General features: G+C 33.5%; 22 protein-coding genes. 11 read left to right on the top strand and 11 right to left on the bottom strand.

Features of this window, described 5'->3' with window-relative positions; genetic code table 11:
• Window positions 1-81: 81 nt before the first annotated feature.
• Window positions 82-1290, bottom strand: coding sequence for a 4Fe-4S binding protein (locus tag KO464_07335; GenBank protein MCC7573188.1), 1209 nt, complete (start codon window positions 1288-1290; stop codon window positions 82-84).
• Between the two features lie 466 nt (window positions 1291-1756).
• Between KO464_07335 and KO464_07330 the strand changes: the two genes are divergently transcribed.
• Window positions 1757-3388: a thermosome subunit gene (locus KO464_07330; GenBank protein MCC7573187.1), complete on the top strand. Its 1632-nt coding sequence runs from the start codon at window positions 1757-1759 to the stop codon at window positions 3386-3388.
• Window positions 3389-3504: 116 nt separating this feature from the next.
• Here KO464_07330 and KO464_07325 read toward each other — a convergent pair whose 3' ends face one another.
• The gene (locus KO464_07325) at window positions 3505-3954 is read right to left on the bottom strand and encodes a fasciclin domain-containing protein (GenBank protein ID MCC7573186.1); all 450 of its coding nucleotides are present in this window, start codon (window positions 3952-3954) and stop codon (window positions 3505-3507) included.
• 271 nt (window positions 3955-4225) lie between these two features.
• On the opposite strand from KO464_07325, the gene KO464_07320 reads away from it, so the two are divergent.
• The 6 genes from KO464_07320 (at window position 4226) to KO464_07295 (ending at window position 10298) form a co-directional block, all read left to right on the top strand.
• Window positions 4226-5563, top strand: coding sequence for a sodium-dependent transporter (locus tag KO464_07320; GenBank protein MCC7573185.1), 1338 nt, complete (start codon window positions 4226-4228; stop codon window positions 5561-5563).
• A gap of 51 nt (window positions 5564-5614) precedes the next feature.
• Complete coding sequence (locus tag KO464_07315; protein MCC7573184.1) at window positions 5615-6331, top strand: alanyl-tRNA editing protein; 717 nt, start codon at window positions 5615-5617, stop codon at window positions 6329-6331.
• Window positions 6332-6361: 30 nt separating this feature from the next.
• The gene (locus tag KO464_07310; protein ID MCC7573183.1) at window positions 6362-7246 is read left to right on the top strand and encodes a DMT family transporter; all 885 of its coding nucleotides are present in this window, start codon (window positions 6362-6364) and stop codon (window positions 7244-7246) included.
• A 43-nt stretch (window positions 7247-7289) separates the two neighbouring features.
• Window positions 7290-8018: a 4Fe-4S dicluster domain-containing protein gene (locus KO464_07305; protein ID MCC7573182.1), complete on the top strand. Its 729-nt coding sequence runs from the start codon at window positions 7290-7292 to the stop codon at window positions 8016-8018.
• Between the two features lie 93 nt (window positions 8019-8111).
• Window positions 8112-9494 (top strand): PAS domain S-box protein, encoded by a 1383-nt coding sequence (locus KO464_07300; GenBank protein MCC7573181.1) that lies wholly within the window; start codon window positions 8112-8114, stop codon window positions 9492-9494.
• A gap of 27 nt (window positions 9495-9521) precedes the next feature.
• Window positions 9522-10298 (top strand): lipoate--protein ligase family protein, encoded by a 777-nt coding sequence (locus KO464_07295; protein ID MCC7573180.1) that lies wholly within the window; start codon window positions 9522-9524, stop codon window positions 10296-10298.
• Here KO464_07295 and KO464_07290 read toward each other — a convergent pair.
• The 5 genes from KO464_07290 to KO464_07270 form a co-directional block, all read right to left on the bottom strand.
• Window positions 10249-11448 (bottom strand): 2-oxo acid dehydrogenase subunit E2, encoded by a 1200-nt coding sequence (locus KO464_07290; GenBank protein ID MCC7573179.1) that lies wholly within the window; start codon window positions 11446-11448, stop codon window positions 10249-10251. The two genes, KO464_07295 and KO464_07290, sit on opposite strands and share 50 nt — an antisense overlap.
• Window positions 11442-12419, bottom strand: coding sequence for an alpha-ketoacid dehydrogenase subunit beta (locus KO464_07285; GenBank protein MCC7573178.1), 978 nt, complete (start codon window positions 12417-12419; stop codon window positions 11442-11444). The genes KO464_07290 and KO464_07285 overlap by 7 nt, the downstream gene beginning before the upstream one ends.
• Window positions 12416-13495 carry a pyruvate dehydrogenase (acetyl-transferring) E1 component subunit alpha gene (gene pdhA / locus KO464_07280; GenBank protein ID MCC7573177.1) on the bottom strand — a complete coding sequence of 360 codons (1080 nt, stop codon included), beginning with the start codon at window positions 13493-13495 and terminating at the stop codon, window positions 12416-12418. The genes KO464_07285 and pdhA overlap by 4 nt, the downstream gene beginning before the upstream one ends.
• Window positions 13496-13562: 67 nt before the next feature.
• Window positions 13563-13817 carry a hypothetical protein gene (locus KO464_07275; protein ID MCC7573176.1) on the bottom strand — a complete coding sequence of 85 codons (255 nt, stop codon included), beginning with the start codon at window positions 13815-13817 and terminating at the stop codon, window positions 13563-13565.
• Between the two features lie 145 nt (window positions 13818-13962).
• The gene (locus tag KO464_07270) at window positions 13963-14508 is read right to left on the bottom strand and encodes an arginine decarboxylase, pyruvoyl-dependent (GenBank protein ID MCC7573175.1); all 546 of its coding nucleotides are present in this window, start codon (window positions 14506-14508) and stop codon (window positions 13963-13965) included.
• Window positions 14509-14783: 275 nt separating this feature from the next.
• Here KO464_07270 and KO464_07265 point away from each other — a divergent pair, with 275 nt between their 5' ends.
• Window positions 14784-15455 (top strand): rhomboid family intramembrane serine protease, encoded by a 672-nt coding sequence (locus KO464_07265; protein MCC7573174.1) that lies wholly within the window; start codon window positions 14784-14786, stop codon window positions 15453-15455.
• Window positions 15442-16044 carry a SagB/ThcOx family dehydrogenase gene (locus KO464_07260; GenBank protein MCC7573173.1) on the top strand — a complete coding sequence of 201 codons (603 nt, stop codon included), beginning with the start codon at window positions 15442-15444 and terminating at the stop codon, window positions 16042-16044. Before KO464_07265 ends, KO464_07260 begins: the two co-directional genes overlap by 14 nt.
• A 7-nt stretch (window positions 16045-16051) precedes the next feature.
• Here KO464_07260 and KO464_07255 read toward each other — a convergent pair whose 3' ends face one another.
• On the bottom strand, window positions 16052-16852 hold the full coding sequence (locus KO464_07255; GenBank protein MCC7573172.1) for a hypothetical protein: 801 nt from the start codon (window positions 16850-16852) through the stop codon (window positions 16052-16054).
• 44 nt (window positions 16853-16896) lie between these two features.
• On the bottom strand, window positions 16897-17547 hold the full coding sequence (locus tag KO464_07250) for a molybdopterin-dependent oxidoreductase (GenBank protein ID MCC7573171.1): 651 nt from the start codon (window positions 17545-17547) through the stop codon (window positions 16897-16899).
• 212 nt (window positions 17548-17759) lie between these two features.
• On the opposite strand from KO464_07250, the gene argJ reads away from it, so the two are divergent.
• Window positions 17760-18947: a bifunctional glutamate N-acetyltransferase/amino-acid acetyltransferase ArgJ gene (argJ, locus tag KO464_07245; GenBank protein MCC7573170.1), complete on the top strand. Its 1188-nt coding sequence runs from the start codon at window positions 17760-17762 to the stop codon at window positions 18945-18947.
• A gap of 8 nt (window positions 18948-18955) precedes the next feature.
• Window positions 18956-20125 carry an aspartate aminotransferase family protein gene (locus KO464_07240; GenBank protein ID MCC7573169.1) on the top strand — a complete coding sequence of 390 codons (1170 nt, stop codon included), beginning with the start codon at window positions 18956-18958 and terminating at the stop codon, window positions 20123-20125.
• Here the strand turns inward: KO464_07240 and KO464_07235 are convergent, their stop codons facing one another.
• The gene (locus KO464_07235; GenBank protein MCC7573168.1) at window positions 20126-20464 is read right to left on the bottom strand and encodes a nascent polypeptide-associated complex protein; all 339 of its coding nucleotides are present in this window, start codon (window positions 20462-20464) and stop codon (window positions 20126-20128) included.
• A gap of 49 nt (window positions 20465-20513) precedes the next feature.
• Window positions 20514-21176, bottom strand: a 663-nt coding sequence (locus tag KO464_07230) for a PKD domain-containing protein (protein ID MCC7573167.1), incomplete at its 5' end; no start/stop codon positions are given.

Genomic DNA, 21176 nt, shown 5'->3' with positions numbered 1-21176 from the left:
CATGACAACTAAAACCCACTATTAGTATATAAATTTAACCAATAGCGGGAGCAGAACCGAAGTTTATCAAAATTCTCTAAATTATTTAAGAATGCCAAACTTACATGAATCGATGCATTTCTTGCACCGTATACATTCAGATTGATCTACGATTCCTTTTACAATTGCGTCAGTTTCACAAACACGATCACATAGAGTACATTTAATGCAACTATTCTTTGTTTTTATTTTATAAATTGAGAATTTAGAAAATATAGCTAGTACAGCCCCATACGGACAAATATATCTACAAAATGGTCTTGAGACCAGTAGTGATGCCCCTGAAACAATAACTATCGAGATTATTCCATATAATGTAAAATTAAATCCAAATAAGTAAGAAAATGGATCTATTTTCTGGAAGAATGGATATCTAGTGGAAACGACCGCCCCCACAATTATTAATGCAAATAAAAATTTGAAATATTTTAGAACTTTATCTAATTTTTGTGACATTCTGAATTTTATTAGTTTATTTCCTATTCCAGCCATAAGTTGTTGCCATGCCCCTATGGGACAAGCATAACCACAAAATATCCTTCCGAATATTATAGAAAATCCTATTGGCAGAAAGAAAAGCATTGACCAGTAAAGATAATTACCTTTTATAGCCCCTATTGAATACAAAGCAAGTTGCTGCAATGACCCCACGACACAAAGGCATCCACCACGAATAAATCCAAGATATATTAAGGATACAGTCAATGCAAGATATCGTATCTCTTTTCTTTTTAATTTGAAAAAATAAAGTCCGCCTAATAACATTAACCCAAATGTTACTAAAATATCTTCTTTCAATATTTTTTCTAAACCATTTATTGGCTCTAATTCGCCATTAGGATGGTCTGAATTTATTATAGTACTATCACCATATATTTTTTTATTGGATTCTATAAATAATGCCTCGGCCTGTTCCTTTACCATACTATTGGTAATGCCATATGATCTCAAGTTTTCTACTTTTGTTTTGGGTGAAACATTTATTCTTAAACTTTCCATCAAATCTTTTGTATCAATTGAGTACATATTTGCAACTTCTTCGAGAGTCATTGTTTTGATTGTACTTCCTTTAATCTCGGGGAGTGTTACCTCTTTTGGGATTATTGAAGATTGATTTTGAATCTTAACTGGTGCCGGCTCTGATCTATCACATACCATATTATAATTAGCATCGACATATTTTCCACAATCGCCAGGATAAACGCAATTAGAATCTGTTTCCCCAAATGGGCAGTCATCCCACGAATACACAAAATTTAGATTGATAATACTAAATATAAATAAAGTTAATAAAAAAATTGATGTTTTTGTCATAAAATCGATAATCAAATCTCATCTGATTCTATTAAAAAGATATTCCAAATTTATTCCCAAATTAAGCCATATTTGAGAGTATGATATTTTTAGAAGTAATTAAGAATAAAAAATAGTATTTGACTAAATAATTAATATATATGAAAAATGAAATAAAATAGAACAAAGTATAGTTAGATAAATATTTAAATAAAGATAAAGAGAAATAGTGTCGCCGGATGTATTTTAGAATCAAAATTAACTAGATCATTTCACATTGTCAAAATATATAACTGGCAAAAAGAAATACTCCGTTAATTTTTTAAATAGTTTTTAGCTAGTTAGAACAAATAATAGTATTTTTATTTGGATAGTGCGTTATTTAGAAAAATTGATTATTCACTTAAAAATAAAAGGTGAGAATATGACAAATATGAAAGAACCTATGGGGATCCAACCTGAAGGGTCCCAAAGATTTATGGGAAAAGATGCCCTGAGAATGAATATTATGGCCGGCAGAATTGTTGCTGAAATAATAAAAACTACTTTAGGCCCTAGGGGGATGGATAAAATGCTCGTGGAATATACGGGCAATGTAATGATAACAAATGACGGTGCGACTATCCTAAATAAAATAGATATATCCCACCCCGCTGCTAAGATGATTGTTGAAGTAGCAAGGACTCAAGACCAAGAAGTAGGAGATGGAACAACAACCGCCGTAGTATTGGCTGGAGAATTACTTAAAAAAGCAGAATCTTTACTTGACCAAGATGTTCATGTAACCTCAATAACAACAGGATATAATATCGCGGCAGAAAAAGCACTTAGCATATTAAATGAAATAGGAGATAAAATAACATTAGACAATAAGGAAGTGCTACTTGAAATTGCAAAAACTTCTATGACAGGAAAAGCTGCTGAAAAATCTATTGACAAATTGGCCAAAATAGCGGTAGATGCTATAAAAATAGTAACGAATACCGAAGATGGAATAAACTCAGCTTCTAAAAATGATATTAAGATTACTGTTAAAGAAGGAGGAGGTCTAGAGGATTCTATAATTATTAATGGGTTACTCGTAGATGAAAATAGAGCTTCTGACTCAATGCCTCAAAAAATCAAAAATCCAAAAATAGCTTTGCTTACAAGCCCAATAGAAGTTAAGAAAACAGGGATTGATGCAAAAATACGAATTACATCTCCAGAGAATATACAACGCTTTATAGACCAAGAAGATTTTATGTTGAAAAGAATGATTGACAGAATAACTAATTCGGGTGCAAATGTACTAATATGTCAAAAAGATATAGATGACAGTGCTCTTGGATATCTTTCTAAAGCCGGAGTTTATGCTTTAAAGAGTGTTAGTGAAAAAGAGATAAAGAAGATATCAAAGGCTACTGGTGCAAGAATCGTTAATATGGCTCTTGATTTGGAACCAAATGATCTGGGAAAAGCTGAACTAGTGGAAGAAAGAAAAGTCAGTGACGAATATATGACTTTTATTGAGGGATGTACTGATCCAAAAGCTGCAAGCATACTCGTAAGAGGAGGAACCAAACAATTTGTTGAGACTATTGAAAGAGCCTTAGACGATGCCATAGGGGTATTAATAACAGTTGTTAAGGAAGGAGTTATTTGTACTGGAGCTGGGGCTACTGAAATGGAGATTGCTAAAAGATTATCGGCATTCTCAAATTCAGTTCATGGTAGAGAGCAACTTGCAGTGAAGGCATTTGCTGAAGCATTGGAAGGTATACCTAAAGCAATTGCTGAGAACTCCGGGCTTGACATGATAGATATGCTTGTAAATTTGAGAGCTGCGCACAACAAAGATAATGCTAAAATGGGAATAAACATCAAAAATGGAAAAGTAGAAGATATGTTTAAAGCTGGCGTAGTTGAACCCCTAAAAATTAAAAGTCAGGCGATAAAAAGTGCTGCCGAAGCAACAGTAATGATACTAAGGATAGATGATGTTTTAGCAGGCAAAGAGCTTGCAAAATCTGAAGCATATAGAAACATGAGTGGTTCAGCACCACAAATGATGTAATGCTAACTTTTAATTTTTTTTTAATTCTTATTTTCTATAAAAACAATTCATTGATATAAGGTCTTAGAAAAATACAAGTTTTTTTCTAATAAGAGTCATAAATAAAAAAAAATAGATTATTTTGGAATTAAAACTCTATCAATCATGTGGCATATCCCATTCGAACATAGAATATCAGGCTTAATAACAACTGCACTCTCAAGCATTACTGTTTCAATCTGATCTGAGCCGGTAGTTGCTGTTGCTGAAGATATTTTAAGCTCTGTGCCTTGTAACGTTTTAAGTTTGGTCATCTCACTTTGCATTCCAGATCTCTCCCTCATCTGGGAAAGGTCATATTTACCGGATACGACGTGGTACTTCAATATTTCTGTCAATTTGGCCTTGTCTTTTAATAAGCCTTCTACTGTTCCTGCCGGGAGAGCTGCAAATGCACTGTCTTGTGGTGCAAAAACTGTAAATGGTCCTGGGCCACTTAATACATCCACTAAACCTGCAGCTTTTACTGCTTCGACCAAGGTTTTAAAATTTCCTGCGGCAATTGCCGTTTCAACAATATTTTTCATATTTATCCCATTATTATTTTAACATAATACTACTTAAGTTTTACTATTATTTAGTAAATTAATATGTAAAATATTATTATATTCTATAATAAATATAAATAGAATAATTAAATTTAGTAAATAAAACAAAATATGATTTTTTTTGGAAATAACTTAATTAAATAAGTTTTAATTGGTAAAACTTATATACTAGTTAATAAAAAACTAGACAATGTCTTGATAAACTAAATTTAACTTGGTTTATTAGACTTAAAAAAAGGAGGTTTGAAAAATGGTAAGAGACTCATGGAGTAGTAAAACAGGTTTCTGGTTAGCTGCTGCTGGTTCAGCTGTAGGACTAGGAAATATCTGGCGTTTCCCGTATCTTACCGGTGCAAACGGTGGGGCTGCGTTCGTATTAGTATATTTAGCCATAGTCTTAACTATTGGTGTTTCTGTAATGCTCGCTGAATTTGCAATCGGTAGATCAACACAGCTTAACCCCGTTGGGGCATTCCAAAAGCTCAAAGGAGGAGCTTGGCCCATTGTAGGATGGCTGGGAGTTGCAGCAGGATTTATTATATTATCGTTCTACTCAGTTATCGGAGGGTGGACAATAAAGTATGTAATAAGTTCATTTACTGGACTAATTAACCCGTCAACAGATGCTACTGGCTATTTCCTTGGATTTATAGGAAATGGACCACAGACAGTTTTATTCCACGCTATTTTTATGGCAATCACAATCTATGTGGTCTACAAAGGGATTGGCGAAGGAATTGAGAGATGGTGTAAGGTATTAATGCCCGCACTTTTCGTGATATTATTGGCGCTTATATTCAGGGCAGTAACATTACCTGGCGCTGGGGCAGGGATTAGTTTTTACCTAAACCCAGATTTCTCAAAAATAACTAGTTCTACTTTAATGGCAGCACTCGGGCAAGCTTTCTTCTCACTTTCTCTAGGAATGGGCGCAATGATTACTTATGGAAGCTACTTGGGTTCAAAAAAGACATCGTTGCCTCAATCAGCGGCTACAGTCACATTGCTCGATACAGGAATCGCAATCTTGGCTGGATTTGTTATATTCCCTGCAGTGTTTGCATTTGGAGTTGCACCTGGAGCAGGACCTGGGCTTACTTTTATAACATTGCCCCAAGTCTTTGCCTTAATGCCTGGGGGTGCCATATGGTCAGCATTATTCTTCGTACTTCTATTGTTTGCTGCAATTACATCCGCTATTTCTTTACTAGAAGTTGTGGTAGCTTATATGATTGATAATCTTAAATGGGCTAGACAAAAAGCAGCTTTAATAATAGGGGGGGCAATCTTTCTTTTAGGTGTTCCTTCAGCTTTATCTCAAGGAGCGATGTCAATAAACATCTTAGGAGTGTCTTTCTTGGATGCTATGAGCCTTCTATCAGACATAATGCTTCCACTAGGCGGTATGTTAATTTCACTGTTTGTAGGATGGGTAATAGTGGATGTTGCAAAGAAGCAAACAACTATAGAAAGCAAGTTCACACTTCAACCAGTTTGGATTTGGATCCTTAGAGTTGTAGCCCCTATTGTAATATTCATTATATTGTTAAATGCAGTCCGGGCATTACTTAGCTCAATCGGGCTTTAATAAAAATTTATTATTTTTTATTTTTTTAAAATTTAAATTTTTGGTGAGTCAATGACTGACTGTTTGTACATGGAAGATTCTTACCTAATAGAATTTGATGCTAATGTAATCTCTGCTAAAGGGAAATACATAATATTAGACAAAACATCATTTTATCCAAATAGTGGTGGAGTAGAGTGGGACACTGGTAAAATCATAAACAAAAATGGAAAAGAGTACAATGTTATTTATGTGGGTAAATTTGAAGGAGATATAAGCCATGAAGTTGATAAAGAAGGACTAAATCAAGGTGATGAAGTACATTGTGTTATAGATTGGGACAGAAGATACAAGTTAATGAGATATCATACCGCAGCCCATCTAATCTCTGGCGTATTTAATAGAAATTACAACTTATTGATAACAGGCAATCAATTGACACCTGAAAAAGGAAGAATAGACCTCAATATGGAAAAATTTGATATTGAGTTTATCAAGAAAATAATTGATGAAGCAAATGGAATTATAAAAAAAGACCTACCTGTAGAAATTTATTACAAAGACATTGAAGAGGCTAAAAAGGATCCATCTCTTTTCAAACTAGCTATGGAGTTTCCTCATGAAGTCAAGAAATTAAGAATTGTTGATATTAAAGGATTTGATGCTCAAGCTGACGGCGGCTGTCACGTAAAAAGTTTAAAGGAAATAGGTAAGATAATATTTCTTGAAGCTGTCAATAAGGGAAAAACCAATAGAAGAATATACTTTACCCTTGAAGACTATAATTAATTTAATAAACATGTTATTTATCATCGTTTCATGAAAAAGGACTATTGGACCATTATCATTTCTGCAATATTTTTTGGTCTAATTATCCCTGGCGGACAATTTTTTTCGAATCTAGGATTCTCTCTTTATGAGATATCGTTATATTCGCTATTATTTCTTTTTTTACTCACATTGCCAATAGTTGCTATTAAAAAAATATTCCCCTTTAGAAGAGACAATATTCTATTTTTTATTTTATATGGCTTTATTGGTGCTTTATTGCAATTGACACAATTTGGAGGGGTCATTTTTGGAACACCTGTTGCCATAGTAGCTCTATTGCTTTATACACAACCGATATGGACGACTTTTTTTGGCAGGATTCTTCTAAATGAAAAAATATCTAAAATGAAAATATTAGCGGTAAGTGTTGCCTTTCTTGGCGTAATTTTTCTCCTATCTCCTTGGAATATTAGTAATGTTGGCAGTACAAAAGGATTGATTTCTTCTTTACTTGCAGGAATATTTCTTTCCTTGTGGATCATCTTTGCTAGAAAGACTGGAATCAATCAAGAATATTACATCAATACAGTTTCTGCTTACTCATTAATATCCTTTCTTTGGTTGATACTTTTGTTTCCTGTAATTAAACTCTTCTATCAATATGATTATCTAACAAGACTCTCCTATCATTTCCCCACAAGTTATTGGATATATTTTGGTTTATTTTGTTTAATTTCTGCTTTTTTTCCAAACTCATTATTCTATAAAGCTATCGAGAAAGTGGAAGCATCGAAAGCTGGGATAATACTTCTTCTTGAGCCTGTTGTAGCATCTATCGTGGCAATGGTAGTATTTAGCCAGTATCTTAATTCAAGTATATTTGTTGGAGGCGGATTAATTCTCATATCAAACTATTTAGCAATTAAAGAGTAAAAAGAATTCAATATATTTATAAAACTTGCAAAATATTATTGTTATGAAAAAATCTGAAAGCACAAATGAAAATGATTCCGATCTAACTTGTGAATTAATAGAGCAAGTATATAAATTTGGTGTCGACACATTTGGGATTGCAGATCTAGAATTATTAAGCGAATATGACACTTACCCCAAAGATTTACTAGAAAACTATTCCCACGGAATTAGTATAGGATTAAAAGTTCCTGATGAAGTTATTGAAAAACTTCCAGAGAGCAGGCCCATCTATGCAAAACACTATGTTATGATTAACGATAGATTGGATTTTATAGCTTATACACTTTCAAGGTTTTTAGAATCTAAGAAATATAAGACCCTCCCTATACCTGCTTCTAAACCGCTTAAAGATTTTAAATGGAGGAGTTTTATATCCCACCGAGCTATTGCAAGAACTGCAGGAGTTGGATGGATTGGAAAATCATTAAATTTAATAACTAAAGAATATGGCCCTAGAATTCGTTTTGCGTCAATATTAACTAATGCTCCGATTGAAGTAGGAAAACCATTAGAAAACAAATGTGGTGAATGCCAAAATTGTATTGATAGTTGCATTGTTGGCGCATTAAAAAATACTAGTTTCAAGAACTATCCTAAGGAAAGAGAGCTTGCGCTTGATATAGATAAATGTGTTTCAAAACTTGAAGAATTTTCTAAAGATCCGGATCTGGGCGTGATGGCTTGTGGTATATGTTTAAAAGCGTGCCCTTGGGGAAACATTAATAAATAATCTATTCAAAATTAGATATTGTATAATCAGAATCTAATCTCTTAACAATCTATTAATTCAAAGAATAACTATACTATAAAATGAGGAATACTAATGGATGACAAAGAAAAATCAAAAGAACAATTAATTGAAGAAATCTCACAACTCAGAGAGAATTATGAATGTTACAAGTTTCTTTTTGATAAAGCTCCTCTCAGTTACATATCAATTGACAAAAATGGAGAAATAATAAAAATTAACAAAGCCTTTCTTCAATCCTTAGAATATTCAGAAGAGGAAATTGTAGGCAGTTACATTCAGAATTATGTTGCGCCTGAACATCGTGAAGATTTTAAATATTTCTTTGAAGAATTTTTTGAAAAAGGAATTGCAAAAGATGTAGAATTTGAAATGATAAAGAAAGATGGAACAAGAACAGTTTTTTCAATAAATGGAAAAATGGCATATGACAATCGTGAACACTATGCCAAAGCCCATTTTATACTAAATGATGTTAATGAAAAAAAAATAGTGTTAGAAACTATAACTGCTAGTAGGAAAAGACTATACTCTTTATTGGAAGAATTGCCAGCGTATGTTTGTGTTTTTAGTCCCGATTTATCTATGAGATTTGTAAATAAGTATTTAAGAGATAATTTTGATCTAGCTGATGGAAAAAGTTGCCATAAAATTTTTCATGGTTTTGAAGATAAAAATCAAGATCCTTGTGTATCGTGCCCTGTATTGAAAGTATTCTCAACTAAACAGACATATATAAGTGAAAAAACTCTAATAAATGGAAAAACTTACCAAGTTTATGATTTCCCTTTCGAGGATTACGATGAGACAATGCTTACTGTTGAGATGGGGATAGATATAACGGATAGAAAAAAAATTCAAGAGGAACTTCAATCAAGGGAGAACACGTTAAACGGAATATTTGCAGCTGCACCTATAGGGATTGGACTTATAAATCAACACGATCTACAGTGGTGCAATTCAAGGATGTGTCAAATGACTGGTTACTCTTTTGAAGAAGTTATTAAGAATGGTACAAAAATATTTTATCAAGAAGAATCTGAATATACTCGTATTTGTAAGGAGCTTGAATCTAGTTGTAAAGAAAATAAAATTATTGATTTAGAAACAAGATGGATAAGAAAAGATGGTAGTATTTTCGATTGTCAACTTAGGAGTAGCCCATTGAGCACCCTAAATCCTACAAAAGGAAATATTATCGCGGTTATGGATATTACAGACAAGAAAAAGGCTCAGACGCAACTTCAAGAAAATATTCATTATATTGCTTTTTTAATTGATAATATAAGAAATCCTCTATCGATTATAAGTGGTTATGCTGAAATTAAAATAGAAGATGAAAAAATGAATAAAAAGATATTGAATCAAGTTGATAAAATTGAGGGGCTAATAGAAGGATTGGATAAAGGTTGGATAGATACAGAAGATACGAAAGAATTTTTAAGAAGTTTTATGTAATAATTAAATAATTTAATTAGGGATTTAATGAATTGGAGATTTATCGAAATTAAAAAATTAGATCCTCTAATGGCTATAGCTTTTGAAGAAGTTGGATTAAAATATGTACAAAAAACAAATGTCCCACTAATTAGATTTTGGAGATGGAACAGAAAGGCAGTTTCTATAGGGCGATTTCAGGTTCTTGAAGATGAAATAAATATTGAAAGATGTAGGGAACATAAAATCACGATGTTACGTAGAATGTCAGGCGGAGGTGCAGTATTTAGTTCACCGGGAGAAATAACTTACAGTGTTATCGCACCTTATAAAATAATTCCAAAAGATATTAAAAAATCATATTTTCAGATTTTTTCTTGGATTATTGATGGATTATACAATATGGGAATTACGTCAGATATAGAATCCCCAAGTAGTATAATGGTAAACGGTAAGAAAATATCGGGTAATAGTAAATTAAATGCAGTTAATGCTTCTATTCAACATGGCACTATTCTTTATGACGTTAATGAAAATGAAGTATTCTCATATTTAACAGTTGAAAAATCTGGATTTTCTGGTGGAGTAAAATCTATCTATCGACCAATTACTTGTATAAAAGATTACTTGGACATCTCATATTTTGATTCATATAATATTATAAAAAATGCATTTCTAAAAAATAAAGAATTTGAAATTAATGAATGGACATCAGAAGAAGTGAAAATGGCTAAAGAATTAGTTAAAAATAAATATAAAAAAAATGAATGGATATTTAATCAAGAAGTATCATCCAAGGATTCTCAAGATACTGAGTCAATGTAGTAATAAATCTTGCAACTTCTGCACCGTCAAGAATTCTATGGTCAAAAGAAACAGTTAAACCCATTACCCTTCTTGCAACTATTTTTCCATCAATAACTCTCGGCAATTCTTTAATCTTTCCTATTCCTAAAATAGCAGCTTCTGGTGGATTTATAATGGGCATGCCATACATACCTCCTATTGATCCATAGTTTGTTATGGAGAAAGTGCTTCCTTTGAGATCGGCAAGATCTATTGTGCCTTCTCTTGCTTTTTCAGAAAGCTCGACAATTTCTTGTTGTATTTGTAATAAGTTCTTATCCTCACATTTTTTTAAGACTAATACCTTAAGTCCTTCGTTTGTATCAACAGCAACTCCTAAATTGTAGTATTTCTTTAGGATTATGTCTTTATTCTCTAAATCAAGTTCGGAGTTTATCAAAGGATGTTTTTGTAGAGCATGCGTCAAAGCCCTGATTATGAATGGTAGAAATGTTAGTTTTATCCCACTTTCTTGCATTTTTTCATTCATGCCTTTCCTTAGATTCCATAACTCTGTTACATCTGCTTCATCAATTGCTACTGCATGTGGCGCCGTATAAAGAGATTCAGATAGTCTATTCGCAATTACTTCTCTTACGCCTCCAAAAGGAATATGCTCAATATGTCCGTAAAAATCATAATTAAGTTTAACTTTAATCTTTGGTTCGGATTTAACTGAATTAAGTATGTCTTGCTCGGTAATTCTCCCATTTTCTCCTGTTGGAATTACAAGAGACAAATCAACTCCCCTTTCTGTTGCAAGTTTTCTAATCCAAGGCGGGGCTTGTATTTTAGTTTCAGTTCGAGCTGGAATAGCTTCTCCTGATTTAGTTGCTTTCTTTTCTTCTTTGACATTTGATGGCTTTTTATCTGGTTCAGGGACTTTTTCTCCTTCTTCACCAATAACAACCATCGATTCTCCAACTTTAACTATATTTCCTTCAGATATGTTTACCTTTAGTATCTTACCTTCTACCGGAGAAGGGATTTCAACTACTGCTTTATCAGTTTCAATGTTTCCCAGTACTTGATCTTCTTTTACATAATCCCCTTCTTTTACAAGCCATTTTTTTACTGTTCCCTCTTTAATGCCTTCTCCGACATCTGGAAATTTAAATTCTGTTACCATTTTAAGACCTGCCTGGAAGCTTTTATAATTCTATCAAGGTCTGGCATTGCCCACTCTTCCATTTTATAATACGGGAAAGGCACGTCAAAACCTGTAACTCTAAAAGCAGGTGCTTTTAGGTTTAACATTTCATTATCGTTTATTCTTGAAATGATTTCTGATGCAAATCCTAATGTTCGAGGAGCTTCTTGCACAATTACGATTCTTCCAGTTTTCTCAACAGATTGATGAACTGTAGGGTAGTCATATGGGGAGATAGATCTTATATCTATAACTTCTGCATTTATCCCTTTTTCAAGCATTAACTCTCTTGCCTTAAGGATCTTTGGAATAATGGACCCCCATCCGACTAATGTTAAGTCGTCTCCTTCTAATAACACTTTGGCTTTACCTATATCTTCTGTGTATGCTTCCTCTGGAACTTCTTCTTTGAAGCCCCTATAGATCCTTTTTGGCTCTAAAAATACAACTGGATTTGGGTCTCTTATTGAAGAAATCAAAAGCCCCTTTGCATCGTAGGGGTTTGAAGGGATTACCACTTTTAGTCCCGGAATATGCGCAAGAATACTTTCAAAACTCTCGGCATGATGCTCTAAGGCTCGAACTCCCCCTCCATATGGAGCTCTTACAACTAAGGGAACTTTGTATCTGCCCCATGTCCTATTTCTAATTCTTGAAGCATGAGATGAAAGTTGATCTAGACAAGGCCACAAAAACCCCATAAACTGAATTTCTGCAATCGGTTTAAATCCATAAAGTGCAAGACCTATTGCAAATCCAACTATTCCTGATTCAGCTAAAGGACTATCTATCACCCTATCTTCACCAAATTTTTGGATTAATCCATCAGTTACTCTGAAGACTCCTCCGTCCTTACCTACGTCTTCTCCGATAATGACTACTTTATCGTCGCTTTTCATTTCGTTATGCAAAGCATTGTTAATTGCTTCGACCATATTCATTTGGCTTATGGGAATCCCCCCTCAATTTTTTCAGAATTTTCTTCAATCTCCTTGGTAGCTAACATTTTCTTTAGATAATCAAGTTGTTCAGTCAAAGAGGGATTCATATCTGAATACATATAACTAAAAAGATCTTCAGGCTTTAACTCTTCAATATTTTCAGCTTTTTCAATAGCTTTTTTTATCATATCCTCCGCTTTAGTTTCTAGTTCTTTTTGCCATTCCTTTGACCATATACCTAAAGATTCAAGATATATCCTAAATCTATTTATAGGATCTCTTCGTTCCCATTCTTTAAGTTCTTCATCTGTCCTGTATCTTGTTGGATCATCTGCAGTTGTATGCATTCTTAGTCTGTAAGTATACGCTTCAATAAGTGTAGGCCCATCGCCACTTTTTGCTCTTTCGAGAGCTTCTTTTGTAGCAAGGTACATGGCTAAAACATCGTTTCCATCTACAAGTATTCCTGGGAATCCATATGCAATAGCTTTTTGTGCAATAGTTTTTGATGCGGTCTGTTTTTTTCTTGGAACACTTATTGCCCATTGATTATTTTGGCAGATGAATACATTTGGAGTATTGAATATCCCTGCAAAATTCAATCCTTCACTGAAATCTCCTTTTGATGTAGCTCCATCACCAAAATAACATACTGCCGCATTTTTTTTATTGGATAATTTCATTCCATATGCAGCACCTACAGCTTGTGGAATTTGTGTACTCACTGGCACATACATAGGTAAATTTCTAACATTCTCAGGGATTATATTACCCCTCACATCACCCATGAAGTAAAGAAACATCTTCTCTAGAGGTATTCCTCTTAATAAATAAGTTCCAAGTTCTCGAAAAGCTGGAAAGATCCAATCTTCTTTATCTGTTGCTAAGCCACTGCCAACTTGTGTTGCTTCCTGTCCTGTTGTTGGTGGAAATGTGCCAATTCTACCCTGTCGTTGAAGTTTCAAAGCTTTATCATCTGCCATTCTCGCATATACCATCCACCAGTACATTTCTTTCAAAAGTTTTTCATCTAAATTTGGATCTAATCCTACAAGCTTTCCATTACTGTCTATTATTTGAAACATTTTTTCTTTTAAGGGATCCTGATCTTCAATTATAATTCAAGCACCTCTCAATCCTTTGTACGTATAATTATTTTTCGCCCTTAGCCCATTTTTTAATTGCATCGTAATCATTTAAGCCACAAAGAAAACTTTCATTTTTTTTATTAAATAAAAAAGGCACTCCCATGCACCTTGATTTTGCATATTTCATCATGATAGATTGATTTATTGCATTGTGCCATACCTCAAATCGTGTTACTTCAATTCCTTCCTCTTCTTGTAATTTTTGTAAATGTTTTTCTATTTCTTTACAGGTCGGGCATTCCGCCCCATAAAACTCCATTAAATCTGATTCCAGAGTAATTTACACACCTCCACAAATAACATAATAGAGAGTTTTTAATATTAAATAGTTTTTGGTATAATTGAGAACAGTGTATATATACAATCTATTTAAAGAAAAGAAGTAAATTAAAATAAAGATATGGTTAATCCATCAAGAATATTGCAGCGGCTATTACAGTTGTCCATTTACCGCATGAATCGCCTTTTGTTGCAATTGCAATACTTTCACTATCAATGATTTTACCGCTGGCTTTGTATATCTCGTTTCTTTCGTCCCAAGCCGTGTCTGGATTAAAATCTATGCCCAACGTCGTTGCTAGCATCGTAGCAGCAAGGTCTTCGGCGTAATCACCCGAAAATTTTTCGTCTTGCCCAAACATATGAACTTCACTTAAATATCCATAAGTTCCTTTCTCTGAGGGTACTGCAAGCCCTACAGCGGATGACAACTGCCTATGTGGCTCATCTGTAGCATTTCTTGCCATTACGCAAAAAGTAATTTGGCCTGCTTTTAAACATTTTAAACCTTCTTCCTTTGGAATAATTTCACAATTGGGTGGAAGAATACTTGAAACATAAACAAGATTGGCTTTTTCAATTCCGGCTTCCCTAAGTGCAAGCTCAAAAGACTGAAGTTGGTCTTTGTGAACTCCTTTTCCTTTAACGAAGAACACCTTTTTAGGCACCATGGTTTTAAACTATAAAATGGGTATTTAAGGGTTTTGGAGGGAATTAATTGTTTAAAAGTGCCATTAATCCTTTAATAGATATTATAAACGAAATTCATTAGTAATAACTTAATAAAAAAAATAAAAAATTCATAATTCTCTTCTAATTACTTAATAAAGCTAAAATAGAGTTTAAAAATGAATTTTAATCAATATTATAGCTTTTTAGAACAAAATAAAAACAATTGTTGAAATATTCTAAAACCTTATAAATATGAATCAAACACAAGAATAATATGTTTCCTATCGCGGACGAAAATATTTCTGTGGAAAGACCATATATAACATACGGTTTGATAGTCACGAATATTTTGTTATTTACGATTAATTTTTTTACTGGAGATTTATTAAATAACATATTTTCTTTTGTTCCAAGAAATTTTCTTATGGGCATAGAACCTTGGACAATTATTACTCACCAATTTATGCATGGAGGGTGGGGACATCTTCTTGGGAATATGTGGTTCCTTATAATATTTGGAGACAATATCGAAGCAGCTATAGGAAAAGGAAAGTATCTTATTTTCTATTTGTTATGCGGTATTGTTGCGGCACTTTCACATATGGCATTTAATATCGATTCGATTATCCCAACGGTGGGCGCATCAGGTGCTATATCTGGAGTTCTAGGTGCGTATATTGTTCTTTATCCAAAAAATAAGATTAGTACGATAATACCTTTTGGATTTGTAAGAATCTATAAAGTTGAAGCTCTTTACTATCTCGTGATATGGTTTGCTCTACAATTAATATTCAATTTTACCGATCCTTATGGAGGAGTTGCATATATGGCACATCTAGGAGGGTTTGTCGGTGGAGCTATCCTAATAATCCTATTTGGTGGAAAAAAGAAAAAAGCACAAAATACTTCCCTTTACACATGGGAGGATAACTATGATAAAACTTAATGATCCTATTGATGGTGAAGAATCGCTTGAGTCTATTTTGTACAAAAGAAAATCAGTTAGAAGTTTTAAGTCATCTAGAATTTCATTTCAACAGTTATCCAATCTTCTTTTTGCTACTTACGGGGTAAGAAATAATGGACCGTATAAAACGGTACCTTCTGCTGGAGCTTTATATCCTCTAGCAATATACATTGCAATAGGTAAAGAATCCCTTGAAGAAATAAATGCAGGAGTTTATAGATATGTACCAATTACCAACTGTCTTGAGCTTGTGAAAGAAGGAGATACTAGACGCAGTATTGCAATAAATTGCCTGGGTCAAGCCTTTATTTCTAAGGCACCGATTTCAATTATTATTTCTGCTAACTTTGAAAGAATGAAATACAAGTATGGTAATCGGGGCATAAGATATACAATTATGGAAGCTGGGCACTCTTGCCAAAATCTAGAGCTTTCTGCGATATCTTTAGGTCTTGCTTCTTGTCCTGTCGGTGCTTTTTCCGACAATGAAATAATAAAAACTACCGGTTTATCAAGTTATGAAATACCCCTCTATGTTGTACCCATAGGATATGAAGAAAAAGGTTAAATAAATTTTATTTTTTTCTGATAAAGATATCCATACCTACTTCTACAATTATAGTTAATACAATTATCAATGTGCAAACTACAGCGGTCAATGCTACATCATTTTGAATACCGTATAATGGGTCTGTTCTCTTTATGTAAATGCCCAATAATGCCCATACTATAACAAGACTGTATGCCACGTCCTTTCTTGTGATAATCATTAAGAGAGTTATAATCAATGCCACAATTATTACAATCATTGTCCAGATTACTTCACTTATCCCAAGACCATCCCAGTTAATTGTTACAAGGAGTGCTGTGACATTAGCAATAGTTGCAACAGTTATCCATCCAAGGTAAACACTTATTGGAATCTGTACAAAAATCCTTTCTTTTCTTGATACTATCTCTTTTCCTATGTCAAGATTTAAGTATATTTTCAGTAGAGACCCAAGTAGAACTATCATTATTAATACTGATAACAACACTTGCTGGTAGTGCCATGCAAATATCCATGCTATATTAGCAATACCGGCTAAGAAAAAGTAATAGGATGTTTTCTTTATAAATGGCATCTCAATCTTTTCTTTTTTAAATAGATCCCTAGCTTGATATGTGGCAAAGAGGATTATCAAAATATAAATAACTCCCCATATGGCAAAGGTTAAACCTGCTGGTACGAAAAGATTTGGTATTGAATCAGAAAGTTCTCGAGTATCAATTCCATTTATTGGAAGGGCATTGGCAAGATAGTTGACAAAAATAGTTCCTACTACAGCAATTATATTTAATATCTGAAACATTTGTTTATTATTAAATTCCGACATAAAGATATATACTTATTTTAAAAATATAAATCTAACGGTATATCTTAATCAAAAAATGATTTGTTTAGGTCTCCTTCATTGCTATAGCCTCTGCTCTCCCAGTATCCCCTAAAATCCTTATTATCTGATATTTCAATTTTTGTAATCCATTTTGCCCATTTGTATCCCCATTTGTCTTCCGCAACTAAGATGAAAGGGTATCCTGTTCCAGGGGTAAGGGTGATACCGTTAATTTTAAATCCAAGCAATATATCATTATTGAGGATATAGTCTAAAGGTAGTGAAGTAGAGTAACCATCATGTGCATAAAATATGACTGTAGATGCTTTTGGATCTATTCCAACTTCATCAAATATATCAGTTAGTAGTATTCCTTCCCACAAATTTCTTGAATCCCATCCTTCTACACAATATATATGTACAACTTTCTGATATTTTCTATGTGTGCTTATGACTTGGTCGTAGGTATAGTTCTTAGGCTCCATTACTAATCCAAATACTTCCAATGTATAATCCGATATATCTATCTTCTGTGGTCCTTTTATTGAAACATCTCTAACTTCGATAAAGGAAGAAAGATTTTCTCCTTGGTACTCTCTAATTTCAACAGACTGTAATTCTTTAATCCTATCTTGTGTTATGCATCCAGGTAATAATAAGGAACAAAAAAATATTATTAAACTAATTTTATCCATAGTTTATCATCCTCTGTTTGATATAATTAAATCTACTAACATTGTTTTATTCTTTTTATTAAAATCTATTCCGTATAAAATAAAACATTTAGAATCGATATTTATAGAATATATTTCAAATACCGTTCTTTTTTTATTTTTTATATTCAAAATGTCAGAGGATTAACATTAATCTTATATATCTTTCATTATATTTTATTGAAGGGGATTTGATGAATATTATTGATGGAGGTCTCACAACAGTCAAGGGTATAAAAGGTCAGGGCATACATGCTGGTTTCAAAAAAGAAAAACTAGATTTCACGATTATTTATTCTGATAAATTGTGTAATGCTGCAGGGGTATTCACTAAAAACAAGGCAGCTGCTGCCCCTGTTATAGTGGATCGTGATTTTCTTTCTGATGGAAAAGCCCAAGCAATTGTATGTAACAGTGGATTTGCAAATGCCTGTACTGGAAATGAAGGAATACAAGATGCTTTATTTACTGCAGAGTATACTAGTAAAAAACTGGGTATTAATATCGATAATTGTTTAGTATTCTCTACAGGGGTAATAGGAATACCTATACCAATGGATATAATGAAAAGTGCAATTGAAAAGACTGTACCGATTCTTGAGAGTTCTCCTTGCGCTTCAGAAAACATAGCAAGGGCCATTTTAACAACGGATCTTGTAAAAAAAGAAATAACAATAGAAAACGATGGATATATCATCTCAGGAATTACAAAAGGAAGTGGAATGATACACCCAAATATGGCGACTATGTTGTGTTTTATTCTTACCGATGCAAATATTTCTCCTGATATCCTAAAAGAATCCCTTGTTTCCTCTGTTAACAAATCTTTTAATCGTATTTCAGTTGATGGCGACACCAGCACAAATGATTCGGTAATAATAATGGCAAATGGCCTTTCAAACATTAATGTTGATTCAAATGATAAAATTCAAAGTTTTAAAAAATCTTTAGATTATGTCTGCATAGAATTAGCCAAAAAAATTGCAAGGGATGGAGAAGGGGCAACAAAGCTAATAGAATGTGAATGCGTTGGTGCCAAGAGCCAAGAAGACGCTGATATAGCATCTAAAGCAGTTATTTCTTCAAGCTTAGTCAAATCCGCTCTTTTTGGGGAAGACCCTAACTGGGGCAGAATTGTAGCGGCTGTGGGATATTCAGGTGCAGAAATGGATCTACCTAATTTAGATGTTTGGATTGGAGACTTAATGATTGTAAGAAATGGCAAGACCGCAGGCATCCCAAAGAGTGAATCAAGAAAAGCATTACAAAATGAATTTGTAAAAATACTAATAAATATGAACTTAGGAGAATATTCGTCTAAAGCTTGGGGTTGTGACTTATCTTATGATTATGTTAAAATTAATGCTGAATACCATACTTAGGTGAGATAATGAACTTAGAAGAAGCAAAGAATCTTGAAAGTAATTATATATTTAATACATATGGAAGATTTCCTTTAGTAGTAGAAAGAGGGGAAGGATGTTATTTATATTCTGCAGAGGGTGAAAAGTATCTTGACTTTTTAGCAGGCATTGCTGTTAATTCACTTGGACATGCCCACCCAGAGATTGTTAAATGCATATCAGGACAGGCACAAAAAGTAATTCATGTGAGTAATTTTTATCATATCCCTTCCCAATATCTTTTGGGAAAAAAACTATGTGAGACATCTGGACTTGATAGGGCGTTCTTTTGTAATAGTGGTGCTGAAGCAAATGAAGGTGCAATAAAACTAACTAGACGTTTTCAATCTCATAAGGGCAAAGATGAAATAATATACTTTTCACATTCATTCCATGGGAGAACTATTGCAACTTTAATGACTACAGATAAAGACAAGTATAGGGCTGGCTTTGGTCCATTTCCTCCAGGTTTTGTTAGAGCAGAGTTCAACGATGTAAATGACATTGTTGAGAAAGTAAATAAGAAAACAGCTGCATTCTTAGTTGAGCCTGTACAGGGAGAAGGCGGAATCAACATAGCTTCAAAGGAATTTATGAAAACTCTTTCGGACCTTAGAGAAGATAAAGGAATATTGATAATTTTTGATGAAGTACAGTGTGGTATGGCAAGAACGGGAAAATGGTTTGCTTTTCAAAACTATGATATAAAACCAGATATTATGACTTTAGCCAAAGCTCTTGGAAGCGGAGTACCGATAGGCGCGATTGTTGCTAAAAAAGAAGTTGCGAATGTATTAAAACCAGGTGACCATGGGACTACTTTTGGGGGTAATCCTCTTGCTACGTCTGTTGGCTTAACTGTGATGAACACTATTGAATCGGATAAATTGATTGAAAATTCCAGAATCATGGGAGATTATCTACTAAAAGAATTAGAATTTATGAAAGATATGCCGAATGTTAAGGATCTACGAGGTATTGGTCTTATGGTCGGAATCGAGTTTGAAGATATGTGCAGTGATTTTGTAAAAAGATGTTTTGATAATAATCTACTCATAAACTGCACAAGGGACAAAGTCATTAGACTCGTTCCACCATTAATAGTCTCAAAAAAGGAGATTGATGAAGCAGTAGAAATAATGAAAAAATCATCATGATTATTTTTGAAGTTCCATAATAGTGGCTGCAATATCTCCTTTATTTTTTATTAAAAGATTTTTTGCTTTTTCTTTATCTGCACCTGTTTGAGCAACTACAAGTTCTATATCATCATCATTTATAGTGATTTCAATTTCTTTTGCTTCTTCTCTATAATTCCCAGCAAGTTGATATGTTTTTTGACCCATCATAGTAGTTTCAGTGACTTGAGGCTTATCGAAGACCATTTTTTTATCTTTTGTAAAAATAATAACTCTTTCTGCAGGTATCTCTTTAGTAGACACACCCATCTGTTTCATCATTTTCTGCATTTTTCTTTGATCCATTTTCGGATACATTGTATCACCTAAAAATTTAAAATAAAAGAAAAAATATAAAGTTAACTATTTATTTTCTCTTCCTTCTTGAGATTATGTAGTATGCAACAGCTGACCCACCCAGTAATGCAGGTAGTTCGAATCCTGGCACGCCTTTAATTGGGGATTCAGGTTGTGAATCTTTTACTGTGACATAAAGAACATCTTGTCCGGTATCCCCTTTGTCATCGGTCACGGTTAGTGTTACTTTGTATACCCCTGCAGTTGTGTATTGGTGAAGAGGTTCTGGATCTATTGAAGATTTACCATCTCCAAAGTCCCATTTGTAACTAACTATGTTACCATCTTCATCACTAGATTTAGTTCCATCAAAATGGATAGCTTCACCAACTTTTGTTTCGAAGTCGCTTCCAGCATTGGCATTTGGGAATATATTTGTAGTCTGAGTTGGCGTTGTAGGTTCTGAAGGTGTTGTTGTGACTTGGGTATTTTTATCTGGTTGTTCTCCTGCTTTAGCAAAATTAATAGTATTGAAAAAACAAACATTGTTGCTCATTCTCATTTCTGTGCTACCGCCCATAAATTTTCCAGATCCTCCGAGAAGCCATTTCCCGTCGTCTGCTACGTGAATGGCCCAGAAATATATTTCCCTATTTGTTCGATTCCAAAGTTTCTTTCCATTCCAATCAAATAGATAGTATCCATCCTTATCTGCGCCTGCTGCAACATATTG

It is taken from the genome of Methanofastidiosum sp. (assembly GCA_020854815.1).
Lineage (GTDB): Archaea > Methanobacteriota_B > Thermococci > Methanofastidiosales > Methanofastidiosaceae > Methanofastidiosum.
The sequence above is the reverse complement of the archived record's forward strand: the minus strand, read 5'-3'. Positions and strand labels throughout refer to the sequence as shown.

What these genes read in the sequence shown, in the direction of transcription:
- KO464_07330 (MCC7573187.1), top strand. Translation starts at nt 1,757, where the DNA reads ATGACAAATATGAAAGAACCTATGGGGATCCAACCTGAAGGGTCCCAA.
- KO464_07325 (MCC7573186.1), bottom strand. Translation starts at nt 3,954, where the DNA reads ATGAAAAATATTGTTGAAACGGCAATTGCCGCAGGAAATTTTAAAACC.
- KO464_07320 (MCC7573185.1), top strand. Translation starts at nt 4,226, where the DNA reads ATGGTAAGAGACTCATGGAGTAGTAAAACAGGTTTCTGGTTAGCTGCT.
- KO464_07315 (MCC7573184.1), top strand. Translation starts at nt 5,615, where the DNA reads ATGACTGACTGTTTGTACATGGAAGATTCTTACCTAATAGAATTTGAT.
- KO464_07310 (MCC7573183.1), top strand. Translation starts at nt 6,362, where the DNA reads ATGAAAAAGGACTATTGGACCATTATCATTTCTGCAATATTTTTTGGT.
- KO464_07305 (MCC7573182.1), top strand. Translation starts at nt 7,290, where the DNA reads ATGAAAAAATCTGAAAGCACAAATGAAAATGATTCCGATCTAACTTGT.
- KO464_07300 (MCC7573181.1), top strand. Translation starts at nt 8,112, where the DNA reads ATGGATGACAAAGAAAAATCAAAAGAACAATTAATTGAAGAAATCTCA.
- KO464_07295 (MCC7573180.1), top strand. Translation starts at nt 9,522, where the DNA reads ATGAATTGGAGATTTATCGAAATTAAAAAATTAGATCCTCTAATGGCT.
- KO464_07290 (MCC7573179.1), bottom strand. Translation starts at nt 11,448, where the DNA reads ATGGTAACAGAATTTAAATTTCCAGATGTCGGAGAAGGCATTAAAGAG.
- pdhA (MCC7573177.1), bottom strand. Translation starts at nt 13,495, where the DNA reads ATGTTTCAAATAATAGACAGTAATGGAAAGCTTGTAGGATTAGATCCA.
- KO464_07275 (MCC7573176.1), bottom strand. Translation starts at nt 13,817, where the DNA reads ATGGAGTTTTATGGGGCGGAATGCCCGACCTGTAAAGAAATAGAAAAA.
- KO464_07270 (MCC7573175.1), bottom strand. Translation starts at nt 14,508, where the DNA reads ATGGTGCCTAAAAAGGTGTTCTTCGTTAAAGGAAAAGGAGTTCACAAA.
- KO464_07265 (MCC7573174.1), top strand. Translation starts at nt 14,784, where the DNA reads ATGTTTCCTATCGCGGACGAAAATATTTCTGTGGAAAGACCATATATA.
- KO464_07260 (MCC7573173.1), top strand. Translation starts at nt 15,442, where the DNA reads ATGATAAAACTTAATGATCCTATTGATGGTGAAGAATCGCTTGAGTCT.
- KO464_07255 (MCC7573172.1), bottom strand. Translation starts at nt 16,852, where the DNA reads ATGTCGGAATTTAATAATAAACAAATGTTTCAGATATTAAATATAATT.
- KO464_07250 (MCC7573171.1), bottom strand. Translation starts at nt 17,547, where the DNA reads ATGGATAAAATTAGTTTAATAATATTTTTTTGTTCCTTATTATTACCT.
- argJ (MCC7573170.1), top strand. Translation starts at nt 17,760, where the DNA reads ATGAATATTATTGATGGAGGTCTCACAACAGTCAAGGGTATAAAAGGT.
- KO464_07240 (MCC7573169.1), top strand. Translation starts at nt 18,956, where the DNA reads ATGAACTTAGAAGAAGCAAAGAATCTTGAAAGTAATTATATATTTAAT.
- KO464_07235 (MCC7573168.1), bottom strand. Translation starts at nt 20,464, where the DNA reads ATGTATCCGAAAATGGATCAAAGAAAAATGCAGAAAATGATGAAACAG.